16 protein-coding genes are annotated in these 15868 nt (G+C 53.2%); all 16 read left to right on the top strand.

All coding sequences use genetic code 11. The annotated features are described in order from the left end of the window. Window positions 1-902, top strand: a 902-nt coding sequence (nuoF, locus tag ABF287_RS02040) for an NADH-quinone oxidoreductase subunit NuoF (RefSeq protein ID WP_347183359.1), incomplete at its 5' end; no start/stop codon positions are given. 8 nt (window positions 903-910) lie between these two features. Continuing rightward, window positions 911-1423, top strand: coding sequence for a DUF3291 domain-containing protein (locus tag ABF287_RS02035; RefSeq protein ID WP_347183358.1), 513 nt, complete (start codon window positions 911-913; stop codon window positions 1421-1423). Then, window positions 1416-1826, top strand: a complete 411-nt coding sequence (locus ABF287_RS02030; protein WP_347183357.1) for a DUF5333 domain-containing protein — start codon at window positions 1416-1418, stop codon at window positions 1824-1826. The genes ABF287_RS02035 and ABF287_RS02030 overlap by 8 nt, the downstream gene beginning before the upstream one ends. A gap of 135 nt (window positions 1827-1961) precedes the next feature. After that, on the top strand, window positions 1962-3986 hold the full coding sequence (gene nuoG, locus ABF287_RS02025; protein WP_347183356.1) for an NADH-quinone oxidoreductase subunit NuoG: 2025 nt from the start codon (window positions 1962-1964) through the stop codon (window positions 3984-3986). 68 nt (window positions 3987-4054) lie between these two features. After that, on the top strand, window positions 4055-4423 hold the full coding sequence (locus ABF287_RS02020) for a hypothetical protein (protein ID WP_347183355.1): 369 nt from the start codon (window positions 4055-4057) through the stop codon (window positions 4421-4423). An 11-nt stretch (window positions 4424-4434) separates the two neighbouring features. Continuing rightward, the gene (gene nuoH, locus ABF287_RS02015) at window positions 4435-5475 is read left to right on the top strand and encodes an NADH-quinone oxidoreductase subunit NuoH (RefSeq protein WP_347183354.1); all 1041 of its coding nucleotides are present in this window, start codon (window positions 4435-4437) and stop codon (window positions 5473-5475) included. 3 nt (window positions 5476-5478) lie between these two features. After that, on the top strand, window positions 5479-5985 hold the full coding sequence (nuoI, locus tag ABF287_RS02010) for an NADH-quinone oxidoreductase subunit NuoI (RefSeq protein ID WP_342856511.1): 507 nt from the start codon (window positions 5479-5481) through the stop codon (window positions 5983-5985). After that, on the top strand, window positions 5982-6389 hold the full coding sequence (locus tag ABF287_RS02005) for a carboxymuconolactone decarboxylase family protein (RefSeq protein WP_347183353.1): 408 nt from the start codon (window positions 5982-5984) through the stop codon (window positions 6387-6389). Before nuoI ends, ABF287_RS02005 begins: the two co-directional genes overlap by 4 nt. Beyond that, window positions 6386-7000, top strand: coding sequence for an NADH-quinone oxidoreductase subunit J (locus ABF287_RS02000; protein ID WP_347183352.1), 615 nt, complete (start codon window positions 6386-6388; stop codon window positions 6998-7000). Before ABF287_RS02005 ends, ABF287_RS02000 begins: the two co-directional genes overlap by 4 nt. Before the next feature lie 89 nt (window positions 7001-7089). Then, window positions 7090-7395 carry an NADH-quinone oxidoreductase subunit NuoK gene (nuoK, locus tag ABF287_RS01995; protein WP_085849282.1) on the top strand — a complete coding sequence of 102 codons (306 nt, stop codon included), beginning with the start codon at window positions 7090-7092 and terminating at the stop codon, window positions 7393-7395. Between the two features lie 6 nt (window positions 7396-7401). Then, complete coding sequence (nuoL, locus tag ABF287_RS01990) at window positions 7402-9513, top strand: NADH-quinone oxidoreductase subunit L (RefSeq protein ID WP_347183351.1); 2112 nt, start codon at window positions 7402-7404, stop codon at window positions 9511-9513. Further along, window positions 9513-11051 (top strand): NADH-quinone oxidoreductase subunit M, encoded by a 1539-nt coding sequence (locus ABF287_RS01985; RefSeq protein ID WP_347183350.1) that lies wholly within the window; start codon window positions 9513-9515, stop codon window positions 11049-11051. The genes nuoL and ABF287_RS01985 overlap by 1 nt, the downstream gene beginning before the upstream one ends. 12 nt (window positions 11052-11063) lie before the next feature. Next, window positions 11064-12500 (top strand): NADH-quinone oxidoreductase subunit NuoN, encoded by a 1437-nt coding sequence (nuoN, locus tag ABF287_RS01980; protein WP_347183349.1) that lies wholly within the window; start codon window positions 11064-11066, stop codon window positions 12498-12500. Continuing rightward, complete coding sequence (locus ABF287_RS01975) at window positions 12490-13236, top strand: biotin--[acetyl-CoA-carboxylase] ligase (protein WP_347183348.1); 747 nt, start codon at window positions 12490-12492, stop codon at window positions 13234-13236. Before nuoN ends, ABF287_RS01975 begins: the two co-directional genes overlap by 11 nt. Further along, the gene (locus ABF287_RS01970) at window positions 13236-14015 is read left to right on the top strand and encodes a type III pantothenate kinase (protein WP_347183347.1); all 780 of its coding nucleotides are present in this window, start codon (window positions 13236-13238) and stop codon (window positions 14013-14015) included. The genes ABF287_RS01975 and ABF287_RS01970 overlap by 1 nt, the downstream gene beginning before the upstream one ends. After that, window positions 14012-15679 carry a ribonuclease J gene (locus ABF287_RS01965; RefSeq protein ID WP_347183346.1) on the top strand — a complete coding sequence of 556 codons (1668 nt, stop codon included), beginning with the start codon at window positions 14012-14014 and terminating at the stop codon, window positions 15677-15679. Before ABF287_RS01970 ends, ABF287_RS01965 begins: the two co-directional genes overlap by 4 nt. Window positions 15680-15868 lie beyond the last annotated feature (189 nt).

Genomic DNA, 15868 nt, shown 5'->3' with positions numbered 1-15868 from the left:
GCGAAGCTCTGCAAACAGCGATTGACGAATGCTACGACGCTTGCCTGTTGGGCAAGAACGCAGCCAAGTCTGGTTGGTACTTTGATCTTTACCTGCACCACGGGGCTGGCGCCTACATATGTGGTGAAGAAACAGCATTGCTCGAAAGCCTTGAGGGCAAAAAAGGCATGCCACGGATGAAGCCACCGTTCCCAGCGGGTGCTGGCTTGTACGGTTGCCCGACCACTGTGAACAACGTTGAATCCATCGCCGTTGCGCCGACCATTTTGCGTCGCGGTCCTGAATGGTTTGCTGGTTTCGGTCGCGCCAACAACGCGGGCACGAAATTGTTCGCGATCTCTGGCCACGTTAACAACCCATGTGTTGTTGAAGAAGCCATGTCGATCTCGTTCGAAGAGCTGATCGAAACCCACTGTGGCGGCATCCGCGGCGGTTGGGACAATCTTTTGGCTGTGATCCCTGGTGGGTCTTCTGTGCCATTGGTGCGCGGCGAACAGATGAAAGACGCGATCATGGACTTTGATTACCTGCGCGGTGAACTTGGCTCTGGCCTTGGCACAGCGGCGGTCATCGTCATGGACAAATCCACTGACATCATCAAAGCCATTCACCGCTTGTCTATGTTCTACAAGCACGAGTCTTGTGGCCAATGTACGCCGTGTCGTGAAGGCACAGGCTGGATGATGCGCGTGATGGATCGTCTGGTGAAAGGCGAAGCTGAGCTGGAAGAAATCGACATGCTTTGGGACGTGACCAAACAGGTTGAGGGCCACACAATCTGTGCGCTCGGCGATGCTGCCGCTTGGCCAATCCAAGGCCTGATCCGCAACTTCCGCGAAGAAATCGAAGACCGTATCAAAGCACAAAAATCGGGCCGTATGGGCGCGATGGCTGCGGAGTAAATCACACGATGCAACCAAGCGGCACACATATTGCGGAACTGAACATCGGACGGCTCATTGCGCCGACCGATGATCCGCGCGTGGCCGATTTTATGAATGCATTGGATATGGTGAACAGCCTTGGCAAACGCATGCCGGGGTTCGTTTGGATGATGGAAGGTTCCGGCGAACCCGGGACTGGAAATACTGAAAATTCTATTGGTGATGATCCGCAGATGGTTGCCAATATGACTGTGTGGGAAGACGTGAAAAGCCTCGAGCATTTCGTGTTCAACACAGTCCACAAAAAATTCTACGACCGCCGCGAAGAATGGTTCCAAGTTTTGGGGGGCCAGCACTTTGTGATGTGGTACGTAGAGGCGGGGCACAAGCCCACATTGGACGAGGCGCTTGAACGTCTTGCCTACAAAGAAAGACATGGGGACAGCGACTACGCCTTTGGCTGGTCGTATCTACAAGAGGCGCAATTGCATATCACTAAAGCATGCGCGCCGCATGGTATGGAGTCTCCACATGTATAAGTTTAAATCTGCAGTTATTGCAGCCCTTGTTATGAACACAGTCGCAGCCACAGCATCCGCAAAGTCTTTGCGTGATGAGCCAACGATTGATCGCCCGATGCTGAGCGTCGCGATGGCCATCGAGATTTCTGACAAATGCCCAAGCATTAGTGCGCGCACTCTCAAAGGGTTGAACTATCTTTGGGGATTGAAGTCAGCAGCAAAGCGGCTTGGATATTCAGATGCAGAAATCAAAAGTTACGTCGAAAGCGACGCTGAAAAGGCACGCATGCGCGACCTTGGCGAAGCGTATATGCGTTCCAAAGGTCTCGACCCAGCAAGTGTCGCTGATCTTTGTACGCTTGGATCGAATGAAATTGTTGCAAACACCCTGACAGGGTCGTTTTTGCGCATACGGAAATAGGGGCATTTGTCCCGTTAAGTTTCTCACGGATTGGTTCCGTGGGTGAGATGAAATTGACGCTGTGAAAGGCGTTTGAAATACCGAAGGTGCGGCGCATGTCGCGTGCGGCACCTTCATGAACACAGGTGACGTGATATGGCAGATACGCGCAAACTTATCATTGACGGAAATGAAGTCGAGGTCGATCCGGCCATGACGATCCTACAGGCTTGTGAAGTCGCAGGGATCGAAGTGCCGCGCTTTTGCTACCATGAGCGTCTTACAATTGCGGGCAACTGCCGCATGTGTCTGGTCGAGGTTGTTGGCGGTCCGCCCAAGCCGACGGCGTCTTGCGCGATGCAAGTGAAAGACATGCGCCCTGGTCCAGAAGGCCAGCCGCCTGTTGTGAAAACCAATTCTCCTATGGTCAAAAAAGCGCGCGAAGGTGTGATGGAGTTCTTGCTCATCAACCACCCGCTGGATTGCCCAATCTGTGACCAAGGTGGCGAATGCGATTTGCAAGACCAAGCCATGGCTTACGGTGTTGATTTCTCACGTTTCCGCGAACCAAAGCGCGCAACGGAAGATCTGGATCTCGGTCCACTTGTTGCCACCACAATGACCCGCTGTATTTCATGTACACGCTGTGTGCGCTTCACGACTGAGGTCGCTGGCATCACGCAAATGGGTCAAACAGGTCGTGGCGAAGATTCTGAGATTACGAGCTACTTGAACGAGACACTTGTGTCGAACTTGCAAGGCAACATCATCGACCTGTGTCCTGTTGGGGCACTGACGTCTAAACCTTACGCCTTTACGGCCCGCCCTTGGGAATTGACCAAAACCGAAACCATCGACGTGATGGACGCGCTTGGCTCAAACATCCGTGTGGACACCAAAGGTCGCGAAGTGATGCGCATTTTGCCGCGCAACCACGATGGCGTGAACGAAGAGTGGATTTCCGACAAAACACGTTTCGTTTGGGACGGTCTGCGTCGCCAGCGTTTGGACACACCTTACATCCGTGAAAACGGCAAGTTGCGCAAAGCGTCTTGGAATGAGGCTCTCGCAGCTGCTGCGGCTGGCTTGAAGGGCAAAAAAGTTGCCGGTCTTGTTGGCGATCTAGTGTCTGTCGAATCCGCCTTTGCTTTGAAGCAATTGGTTGAAGGTCTTGGCGGCAAAGTTGAATCCCGCGTAGACGGTGCGAAACTTCCGATTGGAAACCGCTCTGCTTATGTAGGAACGGCGACAATCGAAGATATCGACTCTGCGGACATGATCCAATTGATCGGCACCAACCCACGCGAAGAAGCGCCAGTGCTGAACGCGCGTATCCGTGCGGCTTGGGCGCGCGGTGCGGATATTGGTTTGGTCGGCGAAGCTGTTGATTTGACATACGAATACCATCACGTTGGCACAGACCGTGCTGCATTGGTTGCTTTGGCTGATCGCAAGATTTCCGCTGAAACCCGCGATGAGAAAAACACTATTGTCATCGTAGGCATGGGCGCCTTGCAAGAGGCAGATGGCGAAGCTGTTTTGTCACAAGCAATGAAACTGGCTGAAAACACAGGCTCCAAACTGATGATCTTGCACACTGCCGCAAGTCGCGTTGGTGCGATGGATATCGGTGCGGTGACTGAGGGCGGTTTGGACGCCGCTCTTGATGGCGCCGAAGCGATCTACAACTTGGGCGCTGACGAGATCGAAATTGCTGGCGACGCGTTTGTTGTTTACCAAGGCTCACACGGTGATCGTGGCGCACACCGCGCTGACGTGATCTTGCCGGGTGCTGCTTACACTGAAGAAAGCGGTCTGTTCGTCAATACAGAAGGGCGCCCACAGCTTGCTGCACGTGCCTCTTTCCCTCCTGGTGAGGCGAAAGAAAACTGGGCGATTTTGCGGGCTTTGTCTGCAGAGCTTGACGCGACTTTGGATTACTCTTCGCTCGCGGCCTTGCGCTCTACATTGATCGAAGCTGCTCCGCATCTGGCTGATTTGGATGTTGTGGCCGAAAACGCATGGTCTGCGATCGAAGTTCGCAAGCCAGCAACCGCATCCGTGCGCTACGCAGTGAAAGATTTCTACCTGACCAACCCGATTGCGCGTGCATCGGCGTTGATGGCGGAACTTTCAGCAGCTGCCAAAGCACGTGGCCAAGACGCAGTGGCGGCCGAGTAAGAATGATTGCTGCGCACACATATCAATTCGCGTCACAGCAGACCGCGCAAAACACGCAAGAGTGTGTTTTGTCGGCCACTGTGCTGCGTGGTGTGCGCGGGCTTCCTTGTGCGGATGTTTCTGAAGTCGCAGCACGCCCTGTGCGCGCGGTGACAGGTGAGATGGTCAATAAATCTTCAGATTTTGCGACCGTAAATATGGCTGCAAAGACAGATCGCGGCTTTGCGATTTTGTCAAAATCGAATGCGACACAAATGGCGCAAGTCCGTGCAAATGGATTTACGCAAAACTTACGAACAAATGTCTCACAAGAGGCTGGAATTTGGCGCGCGGATGCTGTTTACAGCAACACGTCAGCGCCGCTCGATGGTTTGCGAACGCTTGACACTAAGGTCATCGTTTCAAACGGCCGCGAATTTAGAATACCGACGGTGTGAAGGACTACGAAATGGTCGAATTTTTCACGACAACAAATTTGGGCATTGCGCTCTTGATCCTCGGACAATGTCTGCTGGTTCTTTTGCCCTTGTTCGTTGCTCTTGCCTTTTTGATGTATGGCGATCGCAAAGTCTGGGCTGCGGTTCAGATGCGCAAAGGCCCCAACGTGGTTGGTGTCTTTGGCTTGCTGCAATCTTTTGCAGACTTGCTGAAATACGTGGTCAAAGAGGTGGTTGTGCCTGCGGGGGCTGACAAATTTGTCTTCTACCTCGCGCCAATGATCACCTTTGTGATGGCGACCATCGCTTGGGTTGCGATCCCTTGGAACGATGGTTGGGTGATCTCTGATCTCAACGTTGCGATCCTCTACATATTCGCGATTTCATCGCTCGAAGTTTACGGCGTGATCATGGGGGGGTGGGCGTCCAACTCGAAATACCCATTCCTTGGTGCGCTTCGCTCTGCGGCGCAGATGATTTCCTACGAAGTTTCAATCGGTTTGATCATCATCGGTGTGATCATCTCATCCGGCTCCATGAACTTTGGTGACATTGTTGCAGCCCAAGACGGACGCTTTGGTATCTTCTCTTGGTACTGGATCCCGCATTTCCCAATGGTTGTGTTGTTCTTTGTCTCTGCCTTGGCCGAAACAAACCGCCCACCATTCGATTTGCCGGAAGCTGAATCAGAACTCGTTGCCGGTTATCAGGTTGAGTACTCATCTACGCCGTTCCTTTTGTTCATGATGGGCGAATTGATGGCTGTGGTTTTGATGTGTGCGCTGATCTCGCTGATGTTCTTCGGCGGTTGGTTGTCACCAATCCCAGGTCTGCCAGACGGTATCTTCTGGATGATCCTCAAAATGGGCTTCTTCTTCTTTATCTTCTCAATGGTAAAGGCGATCACTCCGCGCTACCGCTACGACCAATTGATGCGCATTGGCTGGAAAGTCTTCTTGCCGCTGTCATTGGCATGGGTCGTTCTCGTGGCATTCTTTGCTCAATTCGGCGCATTCGGCGGGGCCTATGCTCGCTGGGCGATTGGAGGCTAAATCATGGCTCAAGCAAAATCAGATTTCGACTACACCCGCGCAGTGAAATACTTCTTGATGACAGATGTCATCGCCGGTTTCCGGATCGGTCTGCGGTATTTCTTTAGCCCCAAGGCGACGATCAACTACCCGCACGAAAAGGGGCCTTTGTCCCCACGTTTTCGCGGCGAGCACGCGTTGCGTCGTTACCCAAATGGCGAAGAGCGCTGCATCGCGTGTAAATTGTGTGAAGCGGTTTGCCCTGCGCAAGCAATCACCATTGACGCGGAGCCTCGCGACGATGGATCACGCCGCACAACGCGCTATGACATCGATATGACAAAATGTATCTACTGTGGTTTCTGCCAAGAAGCTTGTCCTGTGGATGCGATTGTTGAAGGCCCGAACTTTGAGTTCGCAACGGAAACCCGCGAAGAGCTGTTCTACGATAAGGACAAGCTTTTGGACAACGGTGCCCGCTGGGAAGCAGAGATTGCACGCAACCTCGAATTGGATGCGCCTTACCGATGAATGATTTCAATAAGCTATTCGAAGAGATGACCGCACAGGGCCAGAAAATGGCCGCTGCGTTCAATCCGGCGCTCAAAGATTTTGAGATGCCGAACTTTGAGCAGCTTTTTCCCACGCTGTCCAAAGAGCAATTGGACATGATGTGGGGCACGAAATTTAACCCCGAGGGTTTGGACGCCAAAACGCGTCTTCTCGTGGTTTTGGCCGGTCAAACGGTTTTGGGAGCACAAAGCGAAGTGGCGTTTAAAGCAACGGTTCGCAATGCACTCGAAGCAGGGGCCACGAAACAACAGATCGGTGAAACGATCTATCAGATGTCGATGCTGGGCGGTTTGCCAGCTATGTCAAAGGCGCTTGGCTTTGTTACCGAAGTCTTCGCCGAAAAGCAGGAGGACAGTGCATGACTGTCGCGGATTACGCATTTTACCTTTTCGCCATCCTTATGGTGGCGTCGGGTCTGTTCACAGTGGTGGCACGCAACCCCGTCCACTCTGTGCTCTGGCTCATTTTGACCTTTTTGTCCGCTTCGGGCCTGTTCGTGCTTTTGGGCGCTGAATTCGTCGCGATGCTGTTGATCATCGTTTACGTGGGCGCCGTCATGGTGCTGTTCTTGTTTGTGGTGATGATGTTGGATGTCGACTTTGCGCAGTTGCGCGGTGGGATGGCAAAGTTTTTGCCATTCGCTGTGATGATCGGTGTTGTCGTGTTGATCCAAATGGGCGCGGCTTACGGCGATTGGCATGTGGCTGATGGCGTGAATGTTGCAGCTTCATTGGGCGACATCGCGACGCCTGAGGTGCACAACACCGCCGCATTGGGATTGTTGATGTATGACGACTACCTGCTCTTGTTCCAGCTCGCGGGGCTTATCTTGCTCACTGCGATGATCGGCGCGATTGTTTTGACTTTGCGTCACAACCCGAACGTCAAACGCCAGAACGTGATCGCGCAGATGCACCGCGACCCCGCCAAGGCAATGGAATTGAAAGACGTCAAATCAGGGCAGGGGCTTTAAGCCTTTTCCCGACGACGAAACCGACGGGCGGATCTCCGCCCTGATCTGAAAAATCGCCCGTAAGGCGTAAAAAAGAACTGAGGGACGACATGGTCGGACTTGAACATTACCTAGCAGTCGCAGGAGCGCTGTTTGTCATCGGGATTTTCGGGCTCTTTTTGAACCGAAAGAACGTGATCATCATTTTGATGTCCGTTGAATTGATCCTTTTGTCGGTCAACATAAATCTCGTGGCCTTTTCATCCTTTTCGGGTGACTTGGTTGGCCAGATTTTCACCATGCTCGTCCTCACGGTCGCAGCAGCCGAGGCCGCGATTGGTCTGGCTATTCTCGTAGGCTTCTTCCGCAACCGCGGCACGATTGATGTTGAAGACATCAACGTGATGAAAGGGTAAGCTCACATGGCACAGATTATTCTCTTTGCTCCGTTGCTGGGCGCGCTTTTGGCCGGTTTCGGTTGGCGCATCATCGGCGAACGCAACGCACAGTATCTGACCACAGGTCTGCTGATGTTGGCGGCTTTGCTGTCTTGGGTTGTGTTCTTGTCGTTTGACGGTCACGTGCAACACATCACTTTGTTCCGTTGGATCGAAAGTGGCGAGTTGTCGACATCTTGGGGCATTCGCCTTGATCGTCTGACTGCGATTATGTTCATCGTTATCAATACGGTATCGGCGCTGGTTCACTTGTATTCCTTTGGCTACATGGCGCATGACGAGAACTTCTCGGACGCTGAGCCTTACCGCGCACGTTTCTTTGCATACCTGTCCTTCTTTACCTTCTCCATGTTGATGCTGGTGACTTCTGATAACTTGGTTCAGATGTTCTTCGGTTGGGAAGGCGTGGGCGTTGCCTCATACCTGTTGATCGGCTTCTACTTTAAGAAACCATCCGCTGGTGCGGCCGCGATGAAAGCGTTCATCGTCAACCGTGTGGGTGACTTTGGTTTTGCACTTGGTATCTTTGGCCTGTTCTACCTGACTGGCTCGATCGATCTGGATGTTGTCTTTGCGAAAGCGCCAGAACTGGCCAACACGCAATTGCACTTCTTGTGGACAGAATGGAACGCGGCAAACTTGTTGGCATTCCTCTTGTTCGTCGGAGCGATGGGTAAATCAGCCCAACTGTTCCTGCACACTTGGTTGCCAGACGCGATGGAAGGCCCGACACCTGTGTCTGCTTTGATCCACGCTGCGACCATGGTGACCGCGGGTGTATTCTTGGTGGCACGTATGTCACCTTTGTTCGAGTACGCGCCACAAGCACAGACATTCATCGTCTACATCGGCGCATCGACTGCGTTCTTTGCGGCGACTGTTGGCTTGGTGCAAAACGACATCAAACGCGTGATCGCATATTCAACCTGTTCACAGCTTGGCTACATGTTCGTCGCTGTGGGTGTTGGCGCTTACGGTCCTGCGATGTTCCACCTTTTGACGCACGCATTCTTTAAAGCGATGTTGTTCTTGGGCGCGGGTTCTGTGATCCACGCGATGCACCACGAACAAGACATGCGCAACTACGGTGGTCTACGCAAAAAGATCCCTGCGACGTACTGGGCAATGATGATCGGCACCTTGGCCATCACTGGTGTAGGTATTCCGTTCACCAAACTTGGCTTTGCTGGCTTCTTTTCGAAAGATGCGATCATCGAGAGCGCTTACGCCTCAGGTATTGGCTACGCGTTCTGGATGCTGGTTATCGCGGCATTGTTCACGTCCTTCTATTCTTGGCGCCTGATTTTCTTGACCTTCTACGGCAAAGCACGCGGCGACAAACATACGCATGACCACGCGCATGAGAGCCCAAAAGTGATGTTGATCCCACTTGGCGTTCTTGCACTTGGGGCGGTGTTCTCGGGCATGGTTTGGTATGGATCTTTCTTTGGCGATCACGACAAACACAATGCGTTCTTTGGAATTCCAGCGCACCACGCTGCAGCGGATGAAGGGCATGGCGACGATTTCGCGAAAGCAGATGACGACCATGGCACAGCAACAGAGGCGCATGGCGATGATCATGCGGCAGCTGCTGACCACGGTTCTGATATGGCAGTCGCCCCAACGGGCGCGATCTTTATCGCCGAAGACAACACCATCTTGGATGATGCACACCATGTTCCAGCTTGGGTCATTCTGTCACCGTTCATTGCGATGCTGATTGGCTTTGTCACAGCTTGGGTCTTCTACATCAAGAAGCCCGATCTGCCGAACAAATTGGCCGAAGACCAGCAGCCACTGTACCAGTTCTTGCTGAACAAATGGTACTTCGACGAGCTGTACAACGCGATCTTTATCAAACCTGCTTTGGGCTTGGGTCGCTTCTTGTGGCAGCGCGGTGATGTGAAAACAATCGATGGTGCCATCAATGGTTTGGCGCTTGGCATCGTGCCGTTCTTCACGCGACTTGCGGGTCGTTTGCAGTCTGGCTTTATCTTTACTTATGCATTCGCGATGGTTCTGGGGATCGTTGTTTTGATCACCTGGATGTCGATCGGCGGAGGGGCTCACTAATGGATTACGTCCTGTCCTTTATTATCTTTCTGCCGACTGTTGCGGCCTTGGTTCTGGCGCTGTTCTTGCGCGGGGACGACGAGGTGGCTCAGCTTAACGCAAAACGTTTGGCCTTGTTCACGACAATCATCACCTTCTTGGTGTCCTTGTTTGTGATTGCTCAGTTCGATCCATCCAACACTGGGTTCCAGATGGTTGAGCAAGCTGAATGGATCATGGGTCTGCAATACAAAATGGGTGTCGACGGGATTTCAGTTCTGTTCGTGATGCTCACAACCTTCCTTATGCCGCTGGTGATCTGGTCGACATGGGATGTGAAGGTTCGTGTTAAAGAATACATGATTGCATTCTTGTTGCTCGAAACGCTGATGCTCGGTGTGTTCTGTGCGCTCGACCTGATGTTGTTCTACGTCTTCTTCGAAGCCGGCTTGATCCCGATGTTCTTGATCATCGGTGTTTGGGGCGGGGTAAACCGCGTTTATGCATCGTTCAAGTTCTTCCTCTACACCTTCCTTGGCTCTGTTTTGATGCTGGTTGCGATGATCGCGATGTACATGGATGCAGGCACGACAGATATCGTGGCGCTTATGGCGCATGAGTTCTCAACCGAGAGCTTCAGCGTCCTTGGCATTCACGTTGTTGGCGGCATGCAGATGCTCGCGTTCTTGGCCTTCTTCGCGTCCTTCGCGGTGAAAATGCCAATGTGGCCCGTGCACACGTGGTTGCCCGACGCGCACGTTCAAGCGCCAACAGCTGGTTCCGTTGTACTTGCGGCGATCTTGCTGAAAATGGGCGGCTACGGCTTCCTGCGCTTCTCGCTGCCGATGTTCCCAGTGGCGTCGCACATGATGGCAGATGTCATCCTTTGGATGTCGGCGATTGCGATTGTTTACACGTCCCTCGTGGCCTTGGTGCAATCTGACATGAAAAAGCTCATCGCTTATTCATCTGTTGCACACATGGGGTATGTGACGGCTGGTATTTTCTCGCTCAACCAACAAGGTATTGATGGTGCGATCTTCCAAATGATTTCACACGGCTTCATTTCCGGCGCGCTCTTCTTGAGTGTTGGCGTGATCTACGACCGGATGCACACCCGCGAAATCGACGCTTACGGTGGTCTTGTGAACCGGATGCCTGCTTACGCTTTGGTGTTCATGTTCTTCACGATGGCCAACGTGGGTCTGCCGGGCACCTCTGGCTTTGTCGGTGAATTCTTGACGCTGATGGGCATGTTCCAAGCCAACACTTGGGTTGCGATGATTGCCACGACAGGCGTGATCTTCTCAGCTGCTTACGCTTTGTGGCTCTACCGCCGCGTTGTTATGGGCGAGTTGATCAAGGAAAGCTTGAAGACCATCAAAGATCTGACACCTCGTGAAAAGTGGATCATTGCGCCGCTTATTGCGATGACATTGCTCTTGGGTGTTTACCCGAGCTTGGTCACAGACATCATCGGGCCATCGGTTACCGAACTTCTTCATAACTATAGTGCTGCTTTGCCGACTGAAACTGTCGCCGCAGCCGTAACCCACTAAGGAGCCGCGATCATGACTTCAGCTGATTTTTCGATCGTCCTTCCAGAGTTCCTTCTGGCGGTTTATGCACTCGCAGCGCTTTTGTTTGCTGTCTACACTGGTAAAGACAAAGTTGCGGGCCTTGTCACTTGGGCCACGGCAACGGTGTTTCTTGTCGCCGCAGCAATCATCGCTTCGCGCGCAGCGGGCGCGAATGTTGCCTTCAATGGTATGTTTGTGGACGATGCTTTTGCGCGTTTCGCCAAGGTCGGCATTTTGCTGTCAGCGGCAGCGGTTTTGGTAATGTCTCAGGACTACCTGAAAAAGCACGACATGCTTAAGTTCGAGTTGCCGATTATTGCCACTCTGTCCACCGTCGGCATGATGGTAATGGTTTCTGCAGGCGATTTGATGGCGCTCTACATGGGCCTCGAATTGATGTCCTTGTCACTTTACGTGCTCGCATCGTTCCGCCGCGACTCCGTGCGCTCATCTGAAGCGGGTCTGAAGTACTTCGTGCTTGGATCGCTGTCTTCCGGTTTGCTTTTGTACGGTGCGTCTTTGACCTACGGCTTTGCAGGCACAACCAATTTCGCGGGCATCTTGGACGTGATTCACGATGGCGCACCTTTAGGTGTTCTGTTCGGCCTCGTGTTCATGATCACAGGTATGGCGTTTAAAGTGTCTGCTGTTCCGTTCCACATGTGGACACCAGACGTTTACGAAGGCGCGCCAACACCGGTCACAGCCTTTTTCGCAACAGCACCTAAGTTGGCGGCCATGGCGCTGTTCGCCCGTGTTTTGCACGATGCGTTCGGCGGCATTTCCAGCGACTGGTCACAAGTTGTGGCGATCATCGCAGTTGCTTCCATGTTCCTTGGTGCGATTGCGGGTGTTGGACAAACCAACATCAAACGTCTGATGGCGTACTCTTCGATCTCTCACATGGGCTTTGCCTTGATCGGCGTTGCATCTGGCACCGTTGGTGGTGTTCAAGCGGCTTTGATCTACATGGCAATCTACGTTGTGATGAACATCGGTACTTTCGCCTTTATCATGACGATGGAGCGCGACGGTCGCCCTGTGACAGAAATCAAAGCGTTGAACCGCTACTGGCAGGTCAACCCGACCAAAGCTTTGGCTGTGTTGTTGCTGATGTTCTCCATGGCGGGTGTCCCACCAATGGTCGGTTTCTTCGGTAAGTTGGCCGTGCTTCAAGCGGCTGTTGAGGCCAACATGACTTGGCTGGCAACCGCTGGTGTGATCGCGTCCGTCATCGGTGCGTTCTACTACCTGCGCATCGTCTACTACATGTTCTTCGGTTCTGAAGTTGAGCCTCTCGACAACACAAAAGGTGGCCTTGCCAACATCGCGGTTCTGGTCGTCGGTGCCGTGATGCTGGTTGGTGTTATCAACCTGTTTGGTGTGGACACAATGGCGATGACAGCGGCTGAGGCTCTTGTCCGCTAGTCGCCACAGTTGGCCGGAAGGGGTAGGGCGCATTGTTCTGCCGCAAACGGACAGTACAATGAAAGAGGCCGCGCGCGTCGCGGCCTCTTCGCCGTTTCCACAGTGGATTCTTGCCCTTGACCAAACTGCAGGTCATGGCCGCCGTGGTCGTCCTTGGACCATGCCGAAAGGCAACTTTGCCGCCACGCTCGTGATGTTCCCAAATGAAGCCGCTGCGCAAATTGCTTTACGATCTTTCGTTGCATCACTGGCCTTGTTTGACGCCGTTGCAGATGTGACAGGCCGATCAGACATGTTGGCGCTGAAATGGCCAAACGATGTGCTATTGAATGGCGGGAAATTTGCTGGCATCTTGTTGGAGCGCGGTGCAAACCATTTGTCGATCGGTATCGGCGCAAATCTGGCAGCCGCTCCGCCCGTATCCGATGTAGAACCAAGCCCATTTCCGCCTGTATCTCTGAATGCTGAGGCGTCGGTTCAGGCGACGCCTGAGGAATTTCTCGATGCTTTGGCGCCTGCCTATGCCCATTGGGAGGCTCAATTCGTGACCTATGGCTTTAATCCCATCCGCACGGCGTGGCTCGCACGGGCTGCCAAATTGGGCCAACCCATTCGCGCCCGTACAACCCAAGAAGAGCATCACGGCACGTTCGAAGACGTGGATGCAGATGGTAACCTTGTGCTGCGCCAGTCGGCCGGCACGCTTTCTATTCCCGCAGCAGAGGTCTTTTTCTAATGCTTCTATGTATCGACACCGGCAACACCAATACAGTTTTCTCGATCTGGGACGGCGACGCGTTTATCGCCACTTGGCGCACCTCGACTGAGACCCAGCGCACCGCAGATCAGTACTATGTTTGGCTGTCGACCTTGATGAATTTCCAAAAGATCGAGGCCGACATAACCGAGGTGATCATCTCATCCACCGTGCCGCGTGTGGTGTTCAATCTGCGTGTTTTTGCCAACCGCTATTTTGATTGCCGTCCATTGGTTGTGGGAAAACCTGAGTGTTTGTTGCCAATTGCATCGCGGGTGGATGAGGGGACGACTGTGGGTCCAGACCGTTTGGTCAATTCCGCCGCCGCCTTTGACAAGTTTGGCGGCGACTTGATCGTGGTTGATTTTGGAACCGCCACGACCTTTGATGTTGTTGCACATGATGGCGCTTACGTTGGTGGTGTGATCTCGCCCGGCGTGAACACATCTTTGGAAAGTCTGCACCTCAAAGCCGCTGCCTTGCCGCATGTCGATATTACCATGCCGCAAAAAGTGATCGGAACAAACACCGTTGCCTGTATGCAATCAGGGGTCTTCTGGGGCTATATAGGTCTCGTACGGGAAACCTGTAACAGAATTAAGGACGAATATGACCGTCCAATGAAAGTCATTGCCACTGGCGGGCTTGCGCCGCTGTTCAATCAGGGCCACAAGCTCTTTGACGAATTCGATGAATTCCTAACCATGCATGGCCTCGTGGTCATCTATAATTATAACAAGGACCAAGGCACATTATGAGCACCAATCGTCTTTTGTACTTGCCGCTCGGCGGCGCTGGCGAAATCGGCATGAACTGCTATGTCTACGGCTACGGTCCTGTGGGCAAAGAGCGTCTCATCGTTGTTGATCTTGGCGTAACCTTCCCTGACATGGATGGCACCCCTGGCGTCGATCTGATTTTCGCTGATATCGCATGGCTGGAAGAGCGCAAAGAGCGCATCGACGCCATCTACATCACCCACGCGCACGAAGACCACATCGGGGCCATTGGCCACCTGTGGCCGCGTCTCGGCGCGCCGATCTATGCCCGCAAATTCACCGCCCACCTTGGACGTCTTAAGTTCGAAGAGCACGGCCACGACGAGTTGCAAATCAAAACGGTTGGCGCTTGGCCTGAGCAGACCCAAACTGGTCCGTTCAACGTTGGTTTCTTGCCTGTGTCGCACTCGATCCCTGAAAGCTCTGCACTGGTTATTGATACGCCTGAGGGCCGCATCATTCACTCTGGCGACTTCAAGGTTGACCGCACACCGCTTGTGGGTGAGCCATTTGATGACGACCTTTGGGCCGATGTTTCCAAAGATGGCGTGATCGCACTTGTTTGCGATTCCACCAACGTCTTTAGCCCCCACGCAGGCCGTTCAGAGGCTGAAGTTGTCGAGCCACTGACACAGTTGATGAAAGATCTTCCCGGTCTTGTGGCCGCGACGACATTTGCCTCAAACGTGGCGCGGGTTAAAACCCTTGCGGATGCGGGCACCAAAGCGGGTCGTTCCGTTGTGTTGATGGGCCGTGCGATGCGCCGCATGATTACAGCTGGTATTGAGACAGGGATCATCACCGATTTCCCACCGACCTTGTCACCAGACAAAGCGTTCGATGTGCCGCGCGAGAACTTGCTCTTGCTGACCACAGGGTCGCAAGGCGAACGCCGCGCTGCCACAGCTCAGCTGTCACGTGGCAAATACCTTGGAATGAAGTTGAAAGAGGGCGACACGGTCATCTTCTCGTCCAAAACCATTCCTGGGAACGAAACATCGGTAAGCCGTATTGTAAACTCATTCTCTGAAATGGGTGTGGATGTGGTGACGGATTCTGACGGGCTGTACCACGTGTCTGGCCACGCCAACCGCCCTGACATTTCGCATGCGCATGCGGTGGTGAAACCGAACCTTGTTATTCCGATGCACGGCGAACACCGTCACCTGCGGGCGCACGCCAAATTGGCTGAAGAAAATGGGTTCCGTTCCATCATTGCGCCAAACGGGACGGGTGTGAACCTTGCCGGCGGTGAGGTGAAAGTTGTGGAATTCGTTGAAACGGGCCGCACATATTTGGACGGTTCCGTGCAAATCGGCGCGATGGACGGTGTGGTACGTGATCGTATCCGTATGGCACTCAATGGCATGGTTGTTTCAACTGTGATCATCGAAGACGATGCGCCGTTGGGCGAATGCTGGTGTGAAATCAAAGGCCTGCCAGAATTGGGCCGTTCCAAAGCGCCGCTTGTTGATGTGCTGGAAGAAGATCTCAATCAGTTCTTGATGCGTGCCAACAAGAAGACATTGCGCGACGATGACAAACTCGAAGAAGAGATGCGTCGCATCATCCGTCGTTCTACACAACAAGAAATTGGCAAAAAGCCCGAAGTCCAAATCGTGATTTCGCGTCTGTCCAGCTAAGCCCGACGCCACTTGTTCGCAACATTGCGGGCAGGTCGTGACGTTTAAGCGATCTTGAATGCGACCATTACAGGGTCGGCGGATATGTCCGTCGACCCTGTTTCGTTTCCATGCGCGCAACGACCAAACTGACTATAGTGACAAGGCTGACGCATGCCCAAAAGAAAACCCCGCGCCAAAAGCACGGGG

Source organism: Pacificibacter sp. (genome assembly GCF_039769035.1).
Classification (GTDB): domain Bacteria; phylum Pseudomonadota; class Alphaproteobacteria; order Rhodobacterales; family Rhodobacteraceae; genus Celeribacter.
The sequence above is the reverse complement of the archived record's forward strand: the minus strand, read 5'-3'. Positions and strand labels throughout refer to the sequence as shown.